The 18,708-nt window shown below is 67.2% G+C and carries 19 protein-coding genes and 1 pseudogene; 5 read left to right on the top strand and 15 right to left on the bottom strand.

Annotated features, from left to right (window positions below; translation table 11 throughout):
- Positions 1 to 46: 46 nt before the first annotated feature.
- A complete protein-coding gene (locus HUN07_RS20230; protein WP_114718894.1) occupies positions 47 to 646 on the bottom strand; it encodes an XRE family transcriptional regulator in 600 nt (199 codons plus the stop codon).
- A gap of 199 nt (positions 647 to 845) precedes the next feature.
- Here HUN07_RS20230 and HUN07_RS20225 point away from each other — a divergent pair, with 199 nt between their 5' ends.
- The 3 genes from HUN07_RS20225 to HUN07_RS20215 all read left to right on the top strand — a co-directional run bounded on the left by HUN07_RS20225 (position 846) and on the right by HUN07_RS20215 (position 3,553).
- A complete protein-coding gene (locus HUN07_RS20225) occupies positions 846 to 1,652 on the top strand; it encodes an IclR family transcriptional regulator (protein ID WP_114718895.1) in 807 nt (268 codons plus the stop codon).
- A gap of 63 nt (positions 1,653 to 1,715) precedes the next feature.
- Positions 1,716 to 2,648 carry a 3-carboxyethylcatechol 2,3-dioxygenase gene (locus HUN07_RS20220; RefSeq protein WP_174912266.1) on the top strand — a complete coding sequence of 311 codons (933 nt, stop codon included), beginning with the start codon at positions 1,716 to 1,718 and terminating at the stop codon, positions 2,646 to 2,648.
- Between the two features lie 86 nt (positions 2,649 to 2,734).
- Positions 2,735 to 3,553, top strand: coding sequence for an alpha/beta fold hydrolase (locus HUN07_RS20215; protein WP_174912263.1), 819 nt, complete (start codon positions 2,735 to 2,737; stop codon positions 3,551 to 3,553).
- A gap of 4 nt (positions 3,554 to 3,557) precedes the next feature.
- On the opposite strand, the gene HUN07_RS20210 is transcribed toward HUN07_RS20215, so the two are convergent.
- Complete coding sequence (locus HUN07_RS20210) at positions 3,558 to 3,716, bottom strand: hypothetical protein (RefSeq protein WP_174912260.1); 159 nt, start codon at positions 3,714 to 3,716, stop codon at positions 3,558 to 3,560.
- Positions 3,717 to 3,788: 72 nt separating this feature from the next.
- Positions 3,789 to 4,133 (bottom strand): hypothetical protein, encoded by a 345-nt coding sequence (locus HUN07_RS20205; protein WP_174912257.1) that lies wholly within the window; start codon positions 4,131 to 4,133, stop codon positions 3,789 to 3,791.
- A gap of 136 nt (positions 4,134 to 4,269) precedes the next feature.
- On the opposite strand from HUN07_RS20205, the gene HUN07_RS20200 reads away from it, so the two are divergent.
- Both HUN07_RS20200 and HUN07_RS20195 read left to right on the top strand, forming a co-directional pair.
- Positions 4,270 to 4,539, top strand: a complete 270-nt coding sequence (locus HUN07_RS20200; protein WP_147283452.1) for a hypothetical protein — start codon at positions 4,270 to 4,272, stop codon at positions 4,537 to 4,539.
- A gap of 38 nt (positions 4,540 to 4,577) precedes the next feature.
- Positions 4,578 to 6,287, top strand: coding sequence for an HNH endonuclease signature motif containing protein (locus HUN07_RS20195; protein ID WP_174912254.1), 1,710 nt, complete (start codon positions 4,578 to 4,580; stop codon positions 6,285 to 6,287).
- A 16-nt stretch (positions 6,288 to 6,303) separates the two neighbouring features.
- On the opposite strand, the gene HUN07_RS20190 is transcribed toward HUN07_RS20195, so the two are convergent.
- The 12 genes and pseudogenes from HUN07_RS20190 to HUN07_RS20140 form a co-directional block, all read right to left on the bottom strand.
- Positions 6,304 to 7,287 carry an endonuclease/exonuclease/phosphatase family protein gene (locus tag HUN07_RS20190; RefSeq protein ID WP_174912252.1) on the bottom strand — a complete coding sequence of 328 codons (984 nt, stop codon included), beginning with the start codon at positions 7,285 to 7,287 and terminating at the stop codon, positions 6,304 to 6,306.
- 105 nt (positions 7,288 to 7,392) lie between these two features.
- Complete coding sequence (locus HUN07_RS20185; RefSeq protein ID WP_174912249.1) at positions 7,393 to 8,871, bottom strand: aldehyde dehydrogenase; 1,479 nt, start codon at positions 8,869 to 8,871, stop codon at positions 7,393 to 7,395.
- A complete protein-coding gene (locus HUN07_RS20180) occupies positions 8,868 to 9,515 on the bottom strand; it encodes an HD domain-containing protein (protein ID WP_114718903.1) in 648 nt (215 codons plus the stop codon). The genes HUN07_RS20185 and HUN07_RS20180 overlap by 4 nt, the downstream gene beginning before the upstream one ends.
- 6 nt (positions 9,516 to 9,521) lie before the next feature.
- A complete protein-coding gene (locus HUN07_RS20175; RefSeq protein WP_114718904.1) occupies positions 9,522 to 10,829 on the bottom strand; it encodes an NAD(P)/FAD-dependent oxidoreductase in 1,308 nt (435 codons plus the stop codon).
- Positions 10,830 to 10,831: 2 nt separating this feature from the next.
- Complete coding sequence (locus HUN07_RS20170; protein ID WP_114718905.1) at positions 10,832 to 11,152, bottom strand: 2Fe-2S iron-sulfur cluster-binding protein; 321 nt, start codon at positions 11,150 to 11,152, stop codon at positions 10,832 to 10,834.
- 11 nt (positions 11,153 to 11,163) lie between these two features.
- Positions 11,164 to 11,901 carry an SDR family NAD(P)-dependent oxidoreductase gene (locus tag HUN07_RS20165; protein ID WP_114718906.1) on the bottom strand — a complete coding sequence of 246 codons (738 nt, stop codon included), beginning with the start codon at positions 11,899 to 11,901 and terminating at the stop codon, positions 11,164 to 11,166.
- A 1-nt stretch (position 11,902) separates the two neighbouring features.
- Positions 11,903 to 13,717 (bottom strand): PEP-utilizing enzyme, encoded by a 1,815-nt coding sequence (locus tag HUN07_RS20160; RefSeq protein WP_114718907.1) that lies wholly within the window; start codon positions 13,715 to 13,717, stop codon positions 11,903 to 11,905.
- 68 nt (positions 13,718 to 13,785) lie between these two features.
- The gene (locus HUN07_RS26685; protein WP_114719001.1) at positions 13,786 to 14,859 is read right to left on the bottom strand and encodes a PEP/pyruvate-binding domain-containing protein; all 1,074 of its coding nucleotides are present in this window, start codon (positions 14,857 to 14,859) and stop codon (positions 13,786 to 13,788) included.
- Positions 14,860 to 14,916: 57 nt separating this feature from the next.
- Positions 14,917 to 16,185, bottom strand: a pseudogene (locus HUN07_RS20155) (cytochrome P450); the annotation flags it as partial.
- 2 nt (positions 16,186 to 16,187) lie between these two features.
- On the bottom strand, positions 16,188 to 16,955 hold the full coding sequence (locus HUN07_RS20150) for an HD domain-containing protein (protein ID WP_114718908.1): 768 nt from the start codon (positions 16,953 to 16,955) through the stop codon (positions 16,188 to 16,190).
- 76 nt (positions 16,956 to 17,031) lie between these two features.
- A complete protein-coding gene (locus HUN07_RS20145) occupies positions 17,032 to 17,784 on the bottom strand; it encodes an IclR family transcriptional regulator (RefSeq protein WP_254622615.1) in 753 nt (250 codons plus the stop codon).
- Positions 17,785 to 18,251: 467 nt separating this feature from the next.
- Positions 18,252 to 18,674: a hypothetical protein gene (locus tag HUN07_RS20140; RefSeq protein WP_174912246.1), complete on the bottom strand. Its 423-nt coding sequence runs from the start codon at positions 18,672 to 18,674 to the stop codon at positions 18,252 to 18,254.
- Between the last annotated feature and the right edge of the window lie 34 nt (positions 18,675 to 18,708).

Genomic DNA, 18,708 nt, shown 5'->3' with positions numbered 1-18,708 from the left:
TTCGTGCCACAGACTCCTGTTCGCCCCCTTTGCGGCCCCGTGTCGCTCAGTGACGGCTCTCGTCGGAGAGCGGTCCGAACTGTGGGACCTGCGGCATCGTCGTCACGACGTGCACGGTCGCCTCGCTGCTCAGTGCGGCGAGGATCCAGGGCGCGTCGCTGGGGAACTGGACGAAGTCCCCGGTGGTGAGGTTCGTCAGTTCGTTCGTCGGGCCGACTCGCACCTTTCCGGAGACGACGTAGGCGTGGATCAGGGTCCCGGCGGAGTCGGCCGGGCGCACCATGCTCTCGACGTCGCCGCCCGGCGCCTGCCGCAGTCTGGTCAGGCTCGTGCGCACGTAGCCGGAGCCGTAGATCTGATCGAGCACCTTCGTCGAACCGATATCGGACCGGTCGTTCCACGATCCCTCGCCGGAGCGGACGACGAACACCCGCGTCCCCCACTCGGTCACCAGGCGCCGCAGCGGAACGTCGAGCGCCTCGGCGATGGCGTCGATCGTCTCGACTGTGGGATTGCCGACACCCTGCTCGATCTTCGAGAGCGTCTGCTTGGACAGGTTCGCCCGCTTGGCGAGGTCGCCCATGCTCATCTGTCGTTCGTTACGGAACCGCTGCACGTTGCGTGCGATCAGGCCGTTGCTGTCCAACAGGGCCTCCTTTCGTCGATGACGCAATGCGCTCAATGTTCCACACGATTGAATCCCCGCTCGACCGTGTGTCACTTTTAATATCACTATCGTCCATCTTGACATCGAAACGGCAGGTGGGCACACTCGATCGCGAAGGCGCCGCCACGGGCCGTCGCGCCGGGAATGTCCTCTTTGCGTAGTGATTGGGTAGGGATCGATGGGTGTGCAGGAGTTGACCGATCTGTCGCATTCGGGGTCGACGCGGGACGGCCGTGCCGCCGTGGACAAGGCGATGAGCCTGCTCACCAGCTTCGGGCAGGAGGCGTACTCCGGCGTCGGTGTCAGCGAACTCGCGCGCCGATCCGGGCTCAGCAAGTCCACCGCGTTCCGCATCCTCGGGATGCTCGAGCGCAACCACGCCGTCGAGCGGGTCGGCAGCGACTACCGGCTCGGCGCCGAGCTCCACAACCTCGGTGGCCGGGTATACGCGCCGCAGCACTCCGTGATCCGCGACGTCCTGACTCCCTACCTGGCGGACCTGTACGAGGCGACCCGGCAGACGGTGCATCTCGCGGTCCTGCACGGTCCCGACATCCTCTACATCAACAAGCTCTACGGCCACCGTCACGTCGCGTCACCGTCGCGGGTCGGCGGGAAGGCGCCGGCGCACTGCACTGCGGTGGGCAAGGCGCTGCTCGCATACTCCGGTCAGGACGCCGAGGATCTGCTGGGCTCGGATCTCGCGGCCCGCACCGCTCGGACGGTGACCGACATCGGACAGTTGCGTGTCGAGTTGTCGCAGGTCCGGCGGTCCGGTGTCGCGTTCGACCGTGAGGAGACCCGCGAGGGCCTGGTGTGCATCGGGGGAGTCGTCAACGGCTCGGGTGCACGCCCTGTCGCAGCGTTCTCGGTGTCGGGTCCGGTTGCGAGCTTCTCGCCGGCGAGCGTGGAGCCCGCCCTGCGTCGGGTGAGTCTGGCCGCGTCGCGCGCGCTGTGCGCGTCCCAGATCGCACTCGCGTCGTAGCGACGCCACAACTTCCAGGAAAGAACCTCTCCCGGAATCTGATTCAGGCTGAAGGAGCCCTACATGCCAGTCGCACTGGTTGCGCTGTCCCATTCACCCCTGATCGGGCTGAACGATCCGGCTCAGGAGGTGCTCGACGAGGTCGACCACGCCGTCGCCGGGGCGCGAGCGTTCATCGAGGAGTTCGCTCCCGAGGTCGTCGTGCTGTTCGCGCCCGACCACTACAACGGCTTCTTCTACGAGAAGATGCCACCGTTCGCTATCGGCACCGGCGCAATCGCGGTGGGCGACTTCGGTTCCGCGGAAGGCGAGATCCTGGTCGACACCGATGCGGCCGACGCGATCGCCGAGGGTGTCCTCGAGCGTGACATCGACCTCACGATCTCGGCACGCATGGTCGTGGACCACGGATTCGTGCAGCCGCTCGAGATGCTGTTCGGCGGCATCCGGTCGGTGCCGGTCGTGCCGGTGTTCATCAACGGCGTCGCGGCCCCTCTCGGCCCGGTGCGCCGGATCCGACAGTTCGGCAAGGCGCTCGGTGAGGCCGCGGCGCTGCTCGACAAGCGCGTGCTGTTCCTGGCGTCGGGCGGACTGTCGCACGATCCGCCGGTGCCGATCCTCGCCGGTGCGCCGCCGCGGGTCGCGGAGGCGCTGATCCTCGGCAACCCGCCCACCCCAGAGCAGCGTGCCCGCGGTGAGCAGCGGGTCGTGCAGTCCGGAATCGATCTGGCGGCAGGAACTTCCACGCGTAAGCCGTTGAATCCGGAGTGGGACAACGACGTTCTCGACATCGTCGCCGCGGGAGACATCGCGCAGTTCGACGGCTGGACCAACGAGTTCTTCGAGGCGAACGGTGGCGGGTCGTCGCACGAGGTGCGCACGTGGATCGCGGCCTACGCGGCACTCGCGGCGTCGGGTGCGTACGAGTTGCAGTCGCGGTACTACCGGCCGATCCCGGAGTGGGTTGCGGGCTTCGCGGTGACCACCGCGAAGTAGCGACTCTCGCCGACCTCTCTCGGCGACCCTGGACATCGCTGTCGCGCGGTGTTACTCATGACGTAGTGCTTCGGGGAGGGGGCGTCATGGTGACATCCGCGCGACGGGCGGGGGCCGGCGAACGTGTTTTGCTGCTGCACGGATTCACGCTGTCACACCACGTGTGGCATCGCGTGGTCGACGAACTTGCTTCGGACTGCGACGTCCTGGCGCTGACGATGCCCGGTCACTGGGGCGGTCCGCGGCTGCGATGGCGGGATCTCGGCATCTCCGGTATTGCCGACGGGATCGAACGCGAGCTCGACGTGATCGGTTGGGACACATGCCACGTCGTCGGGAACTCGCTCGGCGGCCAGGTGGGATTCGAGCTGGAGCGGCGGGGCCGGGCCGCATCGCTCGCCGCGATCAATCCCAGTGGAGGCTGGAAGCGCTTCTCGGCGACGGAGTTCCGGATGGGGAGCGGGTTCGTCGCCCAGTTCCCGCTCGCGGCGCTCGCCCGGGTGCTCGGCGATCGCGCCGCGTCACATCCGCTGTTCCAGCGGCCGATCATCCGCAATTGCAGCCACGACATGTCGGCCGTCGACCCGGCAGACGCCACCGACGTGATCCGTGCCGTCTCCCGCTGTTCGGTCTACCTGCCGATCCTGCTCGCATTCCTGCGTGACGGCCCACTGACGGGTCTGGGCGCGGTGAGGGCGCCGACCTCGTTGATCATCTCCGAGTTCGATTCGTTCTTCCTGCGGGAGAAGTTCATCCAACGCTTCGTCGACGAGCTGCCCGACCATGTCCAGGAGGTCGCCCTCCCCGGAGTCGGCCACATACCTGCGCTCGAGAATCCGCAGCTGGTCGCCGCCGCCATCCGCGCACATCTCGAGGCGGTCGCCCACCGCGACGGCGTCGCCTGAGGGCCTACGAGTCGGACCTCGGCACGAAGAGGCCATGGCTGGTGCGATCGACCACGGTGAGTCGGGCGATCGCCTCGCGCGCATCGGGCTTGGGTCCTCCGGAACGGGTTTTCGGTATCGCGGGCCGGATCGCGCGACCGTCGGCATCGACGAGCCAGAGCATGGAGCATGGGATCCCCGGGGTGCAGTGTGCGCCGCCGGTGTAGTCGCGGGTCTTGCCGAACCACGCCTCGATTCACCAGCCCTGCGGGTCCGAATCCTCGGACAGCGCGGACAGGAGCACGGTGAGATCGCCGGCGTGCCGAACCTCGTCGACCGTCACCTCCGTGCCCACAGGGTTCCCGTTCGCATCGAGGCGCGACCTGCCGAAGGTCGGTTCACAGGACACGACGGCAACGGGAATGAAGTTGTCGGGCACCGATCCCGTCGATGGAGGTGTGAAGGTCTGCGCCGTCGGCGGTGGGAAACGGCCGGGGAACATGCCCGGATCCAGGCAATCGACTCCCGCCGCGATCTCCGCGTCGCCGGGCGGACTCGGCGGGCGCTCGTGAAGATGGACGAGGCCCGCCACCGCAACCACGGGACAACCGTGGCGGCAACGGGTCCGAGGATCCTCACAGCCTCGACGATGCCACGAAGTGGCGGGCTGCCGGTGGAGTTCGCTGACTTCGCGGGTGCTCGGAAGTAGCGTGTGTGGTTGACGGGAGGGGCGAGTCATGGGCTTTGCGTCGACACCGGACCGGCACAGGCGATATCGGCGAATCGCCTCGTCGGCCGTGGAAGAGATCCTGAACTACTTCGGCAAATGCCCTGTCTGCGGTTATCCCGCGCGTGCCTCCACGATCACTGTGCAGTTCGACGATGGCACTACGGAGTCGCTGGTCGTCGGCACATGTGGCCGCCCCTGCGGTTGGAACGGTCCGGTTCCGGCGACGTTGATGACCTGCGACTATGCGGATCCTGCGCGGGTTGACGTGGTCGAGTGAGTGGGAAGTTGTCGGTGGCCACCTGTATTGTCGAAAGTATGTTCGATACCGGGGGTGGGGTCGGCGAGATACCGACGGACGGTGGTGTCGCGGGGGACGCGGCGCGGTTCGTGGTGTTGTCGGAGTTGGCGCGGATCGAGAATGCGCATGCGGCGCGGAAGGTTCTGCTGGCGGGCGAGTTGATGCTGTCGGCGCTCGAGCGGGATGTGGCGTTGCGGGGCGGCGATATTCGGGATTGTGGCAACGAGGCGGTCGCGGAGGTGTCGACGAGGTTGGGGTGTTCACACACGATGGCGTCGCATTTCTGCGATCTGGGGGTGGACCTGCGGTTGCGGCTGCCGTTGACGCGGGCGGCGTTCCTCGCCGGAGATCTGGACTACGCCCGGGCGTGGCGGATTCATCGTGAGACGGCCGGGCTACTGCCGGAGACGTTCTCGTTGTTGGAGGCGGAGATCGTGGCGTCGGCCCGCAGGTTGGCGCCGGCGGCGTTGGGTCGGGAGATCCGGGCGTTGATCCTGCGGGCCAGCCCGGGCGAGGCGGCGTCGGATCGGGAACTCGCGGAGGCGGAGTGTCGGGTGAGGGTCCGGCGCCTGGGTCCGTTGTCGGAGTTCTCGGCGGTGCTTCCCGCGGATCAGGGGCAGGCGGCCTGGCAGTTGGTGTGCGAGATGGCCGGCACGGTGTGCGGCAAAGATCGGCGTGGCCGGCAGGCGCTGCTGGTGGATGCGTTGATGGCGTCGCTGCACGGCGAATCCGCCCTGTCCTGCACGTGCGGAAGCGAGCGGTGCCCGAAGGTTGGTGTCGCGTCGATGCCGTCGCGGCGCAAGCCGTTGGTGCAGATCACCGTCGATGTGGCGACCCTGTTGGGCTTGACGGCCTCGCCCGCATACCTGGACGGGCACGGTCCGATCGATCCGCACCTCGCCCGGCTGTTGGCGGAGGACGGGACGTGGCGGGCGATGCTCACGGAGATGCGCGATCTCGCAACAGAACTGGGGCTCACACCGTCGACGCAGCCCACCGAGACTGATACGGGTACAGGTCCGGATGCGGACACCATTTCGGCGGCGCCGGGCGGCCAAGGCAACGCAACCGAATCCGCGCCACAGCGACGTCAGGGCCTGCAGGTGTTCCGCGCCCGGGGCCGCCGACACCGAGGGGGACGGTTGCCGGAATCGCCGATCCCGTCGTCGTGGTGGGATCGGCCACCACCACTGCCGGGACCGCCACCGGTCGGAGAGGGCACCACGATTGCGGACGTTCTGAACAGGCTCGACACCGACGCGACGTTGCGGCGCGGGCGATTCCCGGACGGGCACGGCGGACAAGCGCAGCCACCGCACGGCGCCCTCACGTACCGGCCGGACGCATCGACCACGAGCATGGTCCGCACCCGCGACGGGCACTGCCGGTTCCCGGGCTGCTCGGTGCCCGCGGCCCGCTGCCAACTCGACCACATCGTCGCCTTCACACACCGCAACCCGATCGCGGGTGGTTGGACCATTCCGTCGAACCTGCAGTGCCTGTGCCAGTTCCACCACAACCTCAAGACGATGGACCGCATCACCGCCACCATGTTGGCGGGCGGCATCCTCGTGTGGTCGAGCAGTTACGGCACCACCACGGTCACTCTTCCCGGCGGGGTCGCGATGACCGACCTCGACAACACGCTCGTCCCGCACCTCCCGCGACGCAGACACCGCCAAACGGCCGACGGCACGAACGAGACCGACGAACCGCCGCCGTTCTGATGCAACTCGTTCCGGCTCAGGATCCGGTCGTGAGCCGCACGTCCGCGACCAGCCCGTGGTGGTCGGATCCGACTACGTCGATGCGCTCGAGCGAGGTTGCCGTGCCGCCCTTCGTGAGGATGTGGTCGATCCCGACGACTGCGGGGTAGCGCTTGTCGGTGGGATACGTCGGCAGGATCCCGGCGCCCAGTTGGTCGGCCGCATCGACGTATCCGCCGTGGCGCAGATCGCGGAACTTGCTGTGCGAGTAAGTGGCATTGAAGTCGCCACTGACGATGACGTTGTCGTGCGCGGCCGACGAATCCATATCGGCGCGCAACCGATCGAAATCCTCCGTCCAATGTGCTGCCGGCGCGATGTACGCGGGCACCGGATGCACGTCGTACAGGATCACCGGCCGGCCGAGTCCGGCATCGACCTCGGTCACCAGATTGGTCAGTGCCATTCCCTCCACCTGGCGGCCGTTCGACAACGGCAGTCGGCTGTAGATGCCGCCACCGCCGCCGCCGGTGGTGTGCGGGGCCAGAACCTGATGGGGCAGACGGTCCTCGAGCCCGGCTTTCCGCAGGGCCTCGACGGACGGGTCGGTCAACTCCTGGATCGTGAGCACATCGATGTCACGTTCTCGCACCATCCGCACCAGGGCCTCCGGATCGGCGGAACCCACCATGATGTTGGACTGCATCACGCGAATCGACGGTCCGTTCTCGTCCACCACCGGTTCTCCGGACGCACCCGCGACGTACAACGGGCCGTACGCCCAGCCGCCGAGCCCGACGACGACCACGGCCGCGGCGAGCAGCAGCCACTGTCGTGCGACAGCCGAGACGATCGCGCCGACCACGGTGGCCAACAGCAGAAGCGGCGCCAACGATGCCAGCACGATCACGATGTTGTTGGAGGCACCCGAGCGGAATGTGGCCAGTGCCGCCACGCCCGCGACGAGTCCCGCCACCCCGACCGCACCCGCGATCAACCGCAGCGCCCTGGATCTCGTCATCGACTCTTCGCCCCCAGATGATTCGTGCGTTCCGACCAGCGACGGCAGCCTATCCGTTCGGTCCGGAAACGGGACAGGACGTGGACGGGCCCGTGGGGTCGCGCACTACTGCCGGTGGTGGACGGACTGCGGTGTGAGGTAGGCGTTCAGACCTTCGATTCCGAACTCGACTCCCAGGCCGGAGTCTCCACGTCCTCCGAACGGCGCACTGTGGTTCGAGGCGAAGAAGTTGATGCCTACCGATCCGGTGTCGATCCGGCGTGCCACCTCGATGGCACGATCCTCGTTGGTGGAGAAGATGATTCCGCCGAGACCGAACGCGGTGTCGTTGGCGATCGCGACGGCGTCGTCGACGGTCTCGTACCGCATGACAGTGACGACCGGTCCGAAGATCTCCTCGCGGGCGATGGTCATCTCCGCAGTGACATCGGCGAAGACGGTGGGCTGCACGAAGTACCCGCGGTCCGTGTCAGCGCGGCCACCGCCGGTGGTGAGGCGGGCGCCCTCGGCACGAGCGCCCTCGATGTACCCGAGGACCTTCCCGTACTGCGCCTCGGTCGCCGATGGTCCGAAGACGGTGTCGCCGTCGAAGGGGTCCCCATGCTTGGCCGCGGCGACGGTGCGCGTGACGGTGTCGACGACCTCGTCGTACCGCGCCGCGGGCGCGAGGATTCTGGTCGAGATGTAGCAGGTCTGGCCCGTGTTGCGCATGCAGGACCGGATCAACACCTGGGCGAAGGCGTCCAGATCGGCATCCTCGAGCACGATCGCCGACGATTTGCCGCCCAGTTCGAGTGTGACCGGCCGCAGTAGTTCACCGCACGCCGCCGCGATCTTCCTGCCGACCGGGGTGGACCCGGTGAATGCAACCTTACGGACCAGAGGATGGCGCACGAGGTGGTCCCCGACGGCGCCCGTCCCGGTCACCAGGTTCACGATGCCGGGTGGGACGCCGGCGGCCGCGACCGCCTCGATGACGAACCGGATCGACAGAGGGGTGGTTTCGGCAGGCTTGATCACGACGGTGCAGCCGGCGATGAGTGCGGGCGCCAGCTTGGCGACGACGAGGTTGATCGGGAAGTTCCAGGGCGCGATGAGGACACACACGCCGACCGGGTCGCGAAAGACGGTGGTCGTGCCGAGCCCGTTCGGGTAGGGGCGCTCGTCGTCGCGCTCGAGATACGACGCCAGCGATGCGAAGTAGCGGAAGATCCCGGCGGCATTCGCCGCACTACCCGAGGTCTCGGCGACAGGGCTGCCGTTCTCTCGGGTGTTCGTCCACGACATCGGTTCGGCCCGCTTCTCGATCTCGTCCGCGATCCGCAGCAGGTACTCCGCGCGGTCGGACGGACGCAGATCCGACCACCCCGGTCCGCGGAAGGCACGGTCGGCGGCGCCGACCGCGGCATCGACGTCGCGAGTGGAGGCGTTCGGTACCGAACCCCACACCTCCTCGGTGGCCGGGTCGACGACGTCGATGCGCGCGTTGCTCGTGGACGTGACCCAGGTGCCGTCGACGAAGAGATCGTCGACGTGTGTGTAGGGAAGCTCGACCCGGTCCCTGCTCGGCACGGCCCGTGTCATCGCAGCACGTCCGTCTTCAACAGCGCGCGGGACCGATCGAGGTCTGCCACGGCGATCCGGTATCCGGCTTCGGTTTTCAGTTCGGGCAGGATCTCGCTCTCGAGTCGGTCGCAGTACACCGAGGGCGTCATCCCGAACCAGGACGAGGCAAGTGCGATACCGACGGGAGCGAAGCGCCACAGACGGTCGGCGTCGCGCACGAGTTCGTCCTCGAGGGATTTGGCGTCGGGCCGTGTGTCGTGGCCGTCGATGATCTCGCAGACGCGCTCGACGAACTCGTCGTCGTAGCCGAGCGGCGGCAGTACCTCGCGAGCGATGATGCAGCCCTGACGTTCGTGTTCGTACCGGATCGCGGCCTTGCGCCAGTCGCCGCTGAAACCTTCGGAGATGATCCGTGATTCGTCGACACGCCCCCATCCGGTGTCGTGCAGCAGGATCGAGACGCGGACGATGAGCGAGTCTGCCTCGGGGTAGCAGTCGCACAGGCGCTCGGCGTATGCGAACGACGTGGGCAGGTGGATGTCGTTGCCGCGGGCCCGGGACTCGGGAACCACCGACTTCCAGATCGGATCCAAGTCGGTGTCGGCGTCGGGAGCCACGACGATCGGCGAGGTGTCGACGGGAAGGGCGGTAGGGGTACGCATTGCGCACTACCTCGATTCGGATGGAGTCGGAGCCGGGAGCGCGTCCGCGCTCTCGGCGGTGATCGTCTTGAGGGCCGTCGCAGGGTCGGCCGCGAGATCGGCGGGGATGTGGGCACCCTTCGCTAGGGCGCCCCGCACGGCCATGAAGTCGAGCGGGTTGTTGACGCAGTCGGCCGCGATGAGGCGTCCGCCGCGGTAGTACAGAACCGTGTACTTGCCTTTCGCCTCGTCCCTGCGCACGACCGTGGTGTCGTATCCGGTCGACAGGCCCGCGATCTGCAGCTTCAGATCGCCCTGGTTCGACCAGAACCACGGAATGCTGGTGTATTCGGTGCGGCGCCCGGTGAGCGAGTAGGCGGCGATCTTGGCGTGTTCGATGGCGTTGTTGACGCTCTCGACCCGGATCCGGTCGCCCGGGTCGGCGCCGGGCACGGGGTTGGGCATGTTTGCGCAGTCACCCACGGCGACCGTGGTGCCGTCGGAGGCCAGCGCGTACTCGTCGACGCGGACGCCGTCGTTGCAGACGAGTCCCATCGACTGCGCCAGTTCGACATTGGGCACGACGCCGATGCCGACGAGCACGATCTGCGCGGGCAGGACGCGTCCGTCGGTCAACTCGACGCCCGTCACCGCGCCGTCCGCTTCCACGATCCGGGAAACCTTGGCGTCCAACTCGATTCGCATTCCGCGTGTGCGGTGTGCCTCGAGGAGATACTCCGACGTCTCCGGCCCGACGGCCCGGCCGACCAGGCGCGGCCCGGCCTCGAGCACCGTAGCGCTCTTGCCCATCTTCAGGGCGCTCGCGGCCGCCTCGATCCCGATGAACCCGCCGCCGACGACAACGATGTCGGTGGCGTCCGGCATGCGCCGGCGCAACTCGAGGGCGTCGTCGGCATTGCGCAGGTACAGCACCCCGTCCAGGTGGTGGCCCGGTACGTCGATCGTTCGCGCGCGGGCACCGACGGTCAGCGCCAGACGATCGAAGGGGAACCTCGTGCCGGACGCCGCGACGGCGACGCCCGACCCGTCGGGCCCGCGCTCGACGCTGGTGATGCGCTCACCCTTGACCAGCGAAATGCGGTGCTCGTCCCAGTATTCCGCGCTGCGGAAGATCAGCGATTCGGCGGAAACCAGACCCTGCAGGAACTCCTTGGACAGTGCCGGCCGCTGGTAGGGGCGGTGGTTTTCGTCGCCCAGCAGGGTGATCGGCGGGGCGTACCCGAGGGCGCGGAGCGAGCCGGCCAGCTGGACGCCGGCCTGGCTCGACCCGATGACGAGTAGCCCGCTGCCGGCGGCGGAGTCGTCGGAAACCATTGTCACACCTGCGTTTCCGGGGTGCGCACGTGCAGATTCATGCCGTCCGTGAGTTTGACCTGGCAGGACAGGCGGGAGTTGTCCTGGCGGTCCACCGCCGTGCCGTAGAGCATCTCGTCTTCCATGTCGTCCATCGCCGACAGGTCTTCGAACTGGTCCGGCCGGACGAAGACATGGCACGTCGCGCAGGACAGCGAGCCTCCGCACTCGGCGATGATGCCGGCGACGCCGTTGCGCATCGCGACCTCCATGACGGAATCGCCGACACTGCCTTCGACGACGCGGGAGTTGCCGTCGTGATCGGTGTAGGTGACTGTGGGCATTGCTGCGCCTCCTAGATGAACTGTCGGCCGCCGTCGACGACGAGTGTCTGGCCGGTGATGTACTTGCTGTCCGGACCGGCCAGGAACAGTGCGGCTCCGACGATGTCGTCGGGCTGACTGGCCCGCTTGATCGCGCCGCGGTCGACACCGTAGGTCTCGGCCTGTTCCATCAGGCCGTAACTGGCCTCGGTGAGGGTGAAGCCGGGAGCGATCGCGTTGACGGTGATCGACCGCGAACCCAACTCCTTGGCCATGACCCGGGTCAGAGCGACCACGCCACCCTTCGATGCGACGTAGTGCATCCAATTCGCCGATCCGCTGAGAATCGTTGCGGAGGAGAGGTTCACGACAGATCCGCCCTCTGCCAGGTGCGGGCTGCAGGCCCGCGCACACATCCATGGCCCCTTCAGGTTCACCGCCATGACGCGATCCCATTCGCCCGGGTCGATCTCCTCGAAAGCTGACCGGGTCACGCCGGCGTAGATCGCGGCGTTGTTGACGAGGACGTCGATGTGGCCGCCCCCGAACTCGGCGACCGCGGTCGCCATCGCGTCGGTGGATTCCACCGAGGTCACGTCCACCGCCGTCGACAGCGCCTCGGCCCCGCGCTCGCGGAGCTGTCTCGCCGTCTCCTCGGCGCCCTCGGCGTCGATGTCGGCGACGGCCACCCGGTAGCCGCGGTCGGCGAATCCTTCCGCGAATGCGCGGCCGAGTCCTCCTGCGCCACCGGTGATCAGAACGGTTCGCATGTCACTCGCCCACGATCGTGACGACACCCTTGGTGCCGTCGACGTGCAGGCGTTGCCCGGTCTTGATCTGCGTCGACGCGGACCCGGTGCCGGTCACGGCCGGCAGACCGTACTCGCGGCACACGATCGCGGCGTGGCTCATCATGCCGCCGATGTCGGTCACCGTCGCCTTGATCTTCCCGAAGATCGGGCCCCAGGACGGAGCGGTGACCGGGGCGACGAGAATCTCGCCGTCCTGGACGAGAGCCAGTTCGTCTGAACTGGTGATCACGCGGGCGATGCCTTCCACGACACCCGGCGACGCGGCCATGCCACGGAGATTGTCGCCGGACTGGTCGTCGTCGTTGAGCCACTGCTGGACCTGCTCGGTGGTGATGCCGTAGAGCATGCTCGTGAACGGCTCGGTGATGAACTCCGGGGGCGTGTTGAGCGCCGGCTCGGGGCGGCGGGACTTCAGCGCGTCGACGATGCCTCGACGGCGTTCGATCTCGGCGGGCCAGTAGTGCGGTCCGGTCGGCTCGGCGCCGACGGCCCATGCGGTGGCGAGGTCGAACAGGGCTTCGCGCACCTCGCCGCGCTTGAGGTAGAGCAGGTCGTCCTGCTCGGGCCAGAACCCTTCCTCATGCAGCATGCGGGAGAGCTCGCGGACCTTGCGCCAGAAGACGCCCATCGTCCAGTGCTCGATGTAGAAGTTGTGGTTCTCGACGTACGGGTAGGCGGTGCGGGCCAGTCCGAGCTTGGCGTCGAACGACTCTCGCGTGTCGTCGTCGAGCAGGTCGCGGTACTCCTCGGCGATCCGGTCGCGCTCGGCGGCCAGTTCGGCGACCGGGCGCATGATGTCTTGCCCCTCGCCGAGGCGCCGGATGTAGTCGGCGATGTAGCCGAGCGGCAGTTCCTGGTGCTCGATCCAGTACTTGTCGTGGCCGTAGAAGCCGTTGCCGACGGTGAAGTTGAACCACGGATCCTGGGCGCCTTCGTACTGGGTGATCCACCGGGCGCCGTTCTCCGCCGCCGCGATCCGGGCCAGGGTGCCGTCCGGGTCGTCCGTGTTGTCGAACAGCCCGGTCAGCCCGAGCTCGACGGCCAGCTTCGCGAGGCCCTTGAGTTCGTCGTCGGGCCGGAACAGCTCCATGTCGACGCCCTGGACCATCGTCGCGATCGACTGGTCGGGGATGTTCGGGAACACCTCCTTACAGAAGCCGAAGAAGTCGAGGTACGCGATGTACCCGAGGTTGAGGAACTCGAAGTGGTACTGCCAGTTCTGGTAGCAGAGCTGGATCAGCCGGTCGTAGTTCTCGAGCAGAACCTCGGTGCCGTCCATGGCCTTCCCCGAGCGGATGTCCTCGATCGACACCATGTCGGGCAGCTTCGCGAACGACAGCGCGTTCATCTCGTCGATCGTCTGGCGGACCTTCTTGTGCCACTGCTCGAGCAGTGGCTCCCAGTTCTGGTAGTAGTACGCCGCGCGCTCCTCGAACTGCGGTGCGCGGGTGTCGAACTCCTCCTCGGGAGCGGGGATCGGCGACATGTACAGATAGCCGAGGTGCATCTTGAACTCGATGCCGTTGGAGTTCGGGATGAGCAGGTGCCGGGTGTTGTACTGGCCCAGGCACTTGACGGCGAATTCACCGCCGATGGTCTCGAAGGGCTTGAAGACCGTGGGCCAGTGCTGGCTGTCGCAGAACCAGAACTTGGCGTCGTCGACCTCCTTGCGGTTCGGCTGGAAGACCATGTTGTACGGGTAGAGCTCCTCCCACCCCTCGGCGCCCGCGGGCGTCTCGAGGTCGAAGGGGCTCGGAAAGGACTTCATCGTCATAGGAGTTCCTCTGGAAGGAAAGCGGTGCGGGGCGGGTGCTGGATCTGTACGCGGAGTGCGCGGTCGGATCAGGCGGAGCGCGGCTTGGTCATTGCTCGGCTGATCGAGCTCATGTCGAAGCTCCGTCGAGCAGGCTTGGTGGTCTCGGTTGCCTTGTCCTGAGCGGGTTTTGCAGACCACACGGTTTCGGGGCGGGACTGCAGCAGCAGGAGGTTCTCGCCGTCCGGGAGGTCGGCGTCGAGTGCCCACTCGATGTCCTGCGGGCATCCGTAGTGCTTCTCGGCGCGTTTGGCGATCGCGGCGACGGCCTTCAGTTCCTCGTCGCTCAGGCTCCGGCAGGCGCGGCGGTCGGCGTCGACCTCACGCTCGACGAGGCGGTGGGAGACGGGATCGGGAACCAGTTCGGCGTGTTTGTCGCCGATCGTCTCGGACACCACGGTCAGCATCACCTTGTCGAGCACGATGTTGTCCGGGGTGACCTGACCGGAGACCACCATCTCGCCGACACCGTACGACGCGTCGACGGTGATCTTCGAGCGGTCCCCGTTGGTGGGGTCCATCGTCATCGCGACGCCGGCGACCCTGGCACTGACCATCTTCTGGACCGCCACGGCCATCGAGAGTCCAGCGTCGGGGATGTTGTTCTTCAGCCGGTACGTGATCGCGCGACTGGTGTAGAGCGATGCCCAGCAGTGCCGGATGTGCTCGAGTACCTCGTCGACCCCGTTGAGCCACAGGTAGGTGTCCTGCTGGCCGGCGAAGCTGGCGTCGGGCAGATCCTCCGCGGTCGCCGACGACCGCACAGCCACCGGCACGGGGTGCTCGAATCGTGACTGCAGGCGCTCGTATGCGTCGATCGTCAAGCGCCGCAGCGGCTCCGGGACCGGGCGCGAGGTGATCGCGTCCCTGATCCGGATGGAGATATCATCCACGCGGGTGACGTCCTCGGGATCGAGGCCGGCGAGCAGCTCACGGATCTCGTCGGCGATTCCGGCCGTCGCGATGAAATCGTCGTACAGCGTCGTGGTGAGTGCGAAGCCGGGTGGCACCGGCATGCCGGCCGCCGTCAGCGACACCAGCGACGCGCACTTGCCGCCCAACTGATCGTGCTGCGGTTCCCGCGGGCTGTCGAAGAACTGGATGTACCGTGCCGACGCGGTCTCGGTGGTGCCGTCGGTGTCGGCCCCGCTCTCGCCGAGTGCGTCCCACCGTACCGGTACCGACGTCGGGGCCCGGAACGACAGGTTCTCGCCGAACGTGATCGCGTCGGGATCTACGAGTTCGAGGAACGGCGCTGTTTTCAGTACCTCCTCGACGACGACGCGGGTCTGGAGCTTGGCGAGCATGTTGCCCAGGCAGTAGTGCAGGCCGAAGCCGAAGGCGAGGTGCTCGCGCGCATTGTCCCGAGTGATGTCGAACGTCTCGGGATCGGCGAAGTACGACTCGTCCCTGTTGGCGGAGCCCATCACGAGCAGGACGTTCGCCCCGGCGGGAATGGCCGTTTCGCCGATCATCGTGTCCTCGAGTGCCTTTCGGCGCCACGCGACGATCGAGGGGGAGAAGCGCAGCACCTCCTCGACGGCCTTCGGGATCTTCTTCGGATCGTCCCGTAGCGCCGCCCACTGCTCCCTGTGGGCCAGGAGCAGTCGCAGCGTATTGGAGATCAGTGTCGTGGTCGTCTCGTGCCCGGCGAACAGCAGGCTGTAGCAGACCGACGCGATCTCGTGGTCGGTGATCTCGGTGCCCTCTTGCTGGGCGCGCACCAGGTCGGCGACGAGGTTGTCCCCACCGTGCTCGTGGGCGTGGGCGACCAGTCGCCGGCACTCCTGCCAATACTCGACCAGGTTGTGCGCGTGCGGAATCTGCTGCTCGTCGCTCAGATTGCCCCACGTCATCGCGGCGCGGGAGTCGGACCAGCGCTTGTACTGGTCGACCTGGCTCGTGTCGGCGCCGATCAGTGTCAGGATCGTCACGGTCGGCACGTCGTAGGCGAGGTCGCGCAGCAGGTCACCGCGGCGGTCCTCGTGCGCGAGCAGGGCCCGCAGTTGCTGATCGACATTCGCGCGGACGAACGGCTCGAGTGCCTTGTAGCGGCGTGGAGTGAACGCCTTCGAGGTCGCCTTGCGGATGCGGGTGTGCTCCGGCGGCCTCCGGGCGGACAGTCCGGAGTAGGCGGTGAACCCGCCGTCGTTCATGATCTGCTTGGCCTGCGGCCCCCGTTCACGCACCGGTGCCTGGGCGTTCTCGCTGCTGAAGACCTCCCAGTTGTCGAAGACGGCCTTGATGTCCTCGTAGCGGGTGACCACCCAGCAGTCGATCCGCTCGTCGAACATGACGGGTTCCGCCGAGCGGAGTCGGGCGTAGGCCGAGAACGGATCGTTCATGTCGAACGGTTCGTAGCCATGGTGGGCGACGGGGCAACCACCCGTGGAGACGGTGTCGGTCGTCTTCTGTGTCGGCGCGGACATGTTCACTCCTGGAATCGGGGTGTCGGGTGCTCGTAGAGCGCGGTGTCTGAGGTATTCGTTGCGGCGGAAGACAGTTCGCGAAGCTGCGGTGACACGTCGGTCGACGCGATCGCGGCGAACGCGCGAGCCATCACTCGGGCCGGTTCGGTGCACAGGTGGGCGTGGGTTCGGGACCCCACGAGTCGGAGCGTCTCGGACTGGGCGAGCCCGAACCATCGGCCGACGGTGGCCAGTCCGTGCGGTGTGATCCGCCAGAGCTTGTCGGCATCCTTGACGACCGCGTCGCTGGGGCTTGTGGCCTCGCGGCGGCTGTCGTGACCGTCGATGATTGCGGCGATCTCGTCGATGTCGGTGTCGGGTGTGCCGAGGTCGCCGAGGATCGACCGCGCGATCGCGGCGCCCTCGATCTCGTGGACGCGGACCAGTTCCGGGTGCCGCGGCCGTGGCGCGATCGCCTCCAGCACCAGTTCCTCCGGGACCGTCGACCACCCGACGTCGTGGAGCAGGATCGCCGGCAGCACGATCTCGGGCCGCGCCCCCGGTACCTGGTCGAGTAGCGCGCGGGCGATGCCGAAGGCATACAGGGTGTGGGCGTCGTTGTCCCGTACCCGTAGGTACGGAGCAGCGCGCCGCCAGATGCGATCCTGAGGCGGGTCCATGTCGATCAGGTGCGGAACGTCACCGGTCGCCGGAACGAGAGCCCGGATGTCCCTGCCGAGGAGGCCGGTGTCGTCAGCGTCGCCTCGGTGCCGTGTGGTGGCGGTCTCCATGTCGTCCTCCTTATGACGTGGACCACTCTTGCTTCCGCCCGCGACGCAGCCAAGCAGGATCTTCCGATGAACGGAATCAACCGAGCCAGAAGGTTCGTATTGCCTGTTCAACGGGCTGCGGCAAAGCCTTGAAGACCTTCTCCAGCCGCGCGCCGGTGCCGCGGAGTGGGGGAAGGAAGCGCGCAATGTCGGCCGATCGGCTGCTCGGGAGCACGATTCCGATCGCTGCGACGACTTCGTCGTTCGGCGCGCGGACCGGTATCGCCACCGAACAGGACCCGAGGGCCATCTCCTCCTGGGTCCTCGCGTAGCCCTGTTCACGGATGGTGTCGAGTTCGCGCGCGAGCCGCGCCGGTTCGGTGATCGTGAATCTCGAGCGACGCTCGAGAGTGTGGGCCAGGTACGTCTCCCTGAACCACGGGTCCTGGTATGCCAGGAGCACCTTGCCGACAGCGGTCGGGTGCAGGGGGAGTCGGCTGCCGACGCGCGCCAGTCGGGGGACGCGTCTGCTTCCGTAGATGCGATCGACGTAGATCACTTCGGTACCGCGGCGCACCACGAAGTGAACGGTCTCGTGGGTGAGATCGAAGAGGTCCTGGAGCGGCGGATGGACGATGTCGCGGAGCCGGAGCCCGGCGTTCTGACCGATTTCCCACAGCCGGATGCCGATCTGGTAGCGGCCGTCGGGTCCGCGCAGCAGTGCGCCCCACTGCTCGAGTTCGCCGACCAGGCGATGAACCGTCGTCAGCGGCATGCTCGTCGCGGCCGCGATGGTGCTCAACGCGTGTGGGCCAGGATCCTCCCCGAATACCTCCAGGATTGCGAGCACGCGCGATGCTGTGGTTCGGCCGGCTTCCCGGGGAGTACCTGCCATGTCGAACCGCCTTCCGACTCTAGGGCCCCCTCGTCCCCAGATCCTGCTCCATCGGGCCGATCGTCACTACATCGCCGGGGTGGAGATCGGTGAGCTCGTTACCCTGGCCGACTCGCATCCTGCCGCTGACGACGTACGCGTGGACGAGGGTTCCGGCGGAGTCGGGTGGCCGAACGGGCGAGCCTGACCCGGTTCCGCCGCGTCGAGTCGGTTCCTCCAGCGACCCATCATCGCAAACTGCAGCCACGGTGCTTCCAGCGTCGATCCCGGCGACGCCACGAACGTCATCCGGGCGGCATCGTGCAGGTGACAGTAATCACACTGGCCGGAAAGCCGGACGGCTGGTGTCGACTACCTCGATGCGCCGCCGGTCCTCCGCTCCATCGGAGGGCATGGGACGCTCGGAGCCTGGTGATCCCGCGTCAGAACGGGGTGGACGTCATAGTGACGATGACAGCGGAGACGGTGGCCGCTGCCATCGCGCCGAGCACTACCAGTCCTGCAGCAGCGGTGAGTTGGTTCCATCCGGCGACCATGAGCACGAGCGCGACGACGGCGACGAGTGCATCGAGCACGACCGAGATGATCACGGCGGCGTCGATGTCGGTGAGCGCCCTCGCCAGCGCTGTCATGGCGATGCCTTGGATGACGAACCCGACCCCTATGGTCGCGAGTACTGCGGTCGCGATACCGGTACCTGCCGCGAATCCGTTGGCCAGGAGTGCCAGGGGGAGGATGCCGTAGAGGATCCGAGCGATTCCGACACCGCTGATCGTCCATCGGGTGACTGTCTGACGGGTCTGGTCATGGGTGGCCGGCAAATGGGCCTGGTCGGGAGTTGCCACATTTATGGGCATAGTGGCGTATGTCACAATTCTC

It is taken from the genome of Rhodococcus sp. W8901 (assembly GCF_013348805.1).
Classification (GTDB): domain Bacteria; phylum Actinomycetota; class Actinomycetes; order Mycobacteriales; family Mycobacteriaceae; genus Prescottella.
This window is presented reverse-complemented; position numbering and strand designations above follow the sequence as displayed.